Raw genomic sequence first — 1189 nt, forward strand, 5'->3', positions numbered from 1 at the left:
GGGCGGGTGGGGGGCTGTCCGCCGGTGGCGTCCGGGTCACGAGGGGTCCAGCCAGGGGGTGGTGACTGGTCGCTCATTGCCGGGACTCCTCGAAGCTGATCGAAATATCCGGATCTGTCGGTACTCCATGCTGTCTACCCGATGGCTGTTCATTCCGCGTCGGACGGGCGTAATTCGGTCGCATGGATCGCTCCTCCGCACTAAGCTCGCGCGTCTTTGGCCGAGGCAGGACGACGTGGGAACGACGCGGGAAATCGGAGGGATACGGTGCGCCAGCGGGCGTCGGGGCGAGTGATGCTCTATCTGGCCGTCGCGGCCGGGGGGTTGAGGCGTTACGCGACCTACGGGACGGCGACGGCGGCAGGGGTGTTCACGAACACCGTCTTCGGCTTCATCCTGGCGTACACGTACGTCGCGCTGTGGCAGGAGCGCCCCGGGCTCGGGGGCTATGACCAGGCGCAGGCGCTGACCTTCGTGTGGGTGAGCCAGGCGATGCTGGCGGCGGCGGCGCTGATCGGGGGCGGCTTCCAGGAGGAGCTGCAGGAGCGGATCCGGACCGGTGACATCGCGGTCGACCTGTACCGGCCGGCGGACCTGCAGATGTGGTGGCTCGCGGCCGATCTGGGGCGGGCCTCGTTCCAGTTGGTGGCGCGGGGTGCGGTGCCGCTGGTGGCCGGTGCGCTGGCCTTCGAGCTGGCGCTGCCCGCGGATCCGCTGCGCTGGCTGCTGTTCCTGGGGTCGGTGCTGCTGGGGCTGGTGGTGAGCTTCGCGCTGCGCTACCTGCTGGGGCTGGCGGCGTTCTGGCTGATGGACGGGTCCGGGGTCAACCTGATGGCCACGGTGGCCTCGATCTTCTTCTCGGGGATGCTGCTGCCGCTGACGGTGTTCCCGGGCGGCTTCGGGGAGTTGGTGCGGCTGCTGCCGTGGTCGGCGATGCTCCAGGTGCCGATGGACGTGCTGCTGGGCCGGCATGCGGGTGCCGCGGGCGTGGCGCGGGCGCTGGCGTTCCAGGCGGGGTGGGCGTTCGTCCTGCTGGCGGTGGGGCGGATGGTGCAGTCGGCCGCGACGCGGAAGGTGGTGGTCCAGGGTGGCTGAGGAGTCGCGGGGGGTTTCGGGGGTTCGGAGGGTTGGAGAGGGCCGGGATGTTGGAGAGGGCCGGGGGGCTCAGGAGGTCCGGGCGGTGCAGGGG

General features: G+C 70.7%; 1 protein-coding gene. It reads left to right on the plus strand.

Annotation, left to right across the window (positions count from 1 at the left end; translation table 11 throughout):
* Window positions 1–294 precede the first annotated feature (294 nt).
* On the plus strand, window positions 295–1095 hold the full coding sequence (locus HYE82_RS36650; protein ID WP_179178540.1) for an ABC-2 family transporter protein: 801 nt from the start codon (window positions 295–297) through the stop codon (window positions 1093–1095).
* The last annotated feature ends 94 nt before the right edge of the window (window positions 1096–1189 follow it).

Source organism: Streptomyces sp. BR123 (assembly GCF_013401435.1).
Taxonomy (GTDB): domain Bacteria; phylum Actinomycetota; class Actinomycetes; order Streptomycetales; family Streptomycetaceae; genus Streptomyces.

Bases quoted from the DNA above. Each gene is read 5' to 3' on its own strand.
- HYE82_RS36650 (WP_179178540.1), top strand. From the start codon at position 295: ATGCTCTATCTGGCCGTCGCGGCCGGGGGGTTGAGGCGTTACGCGACC.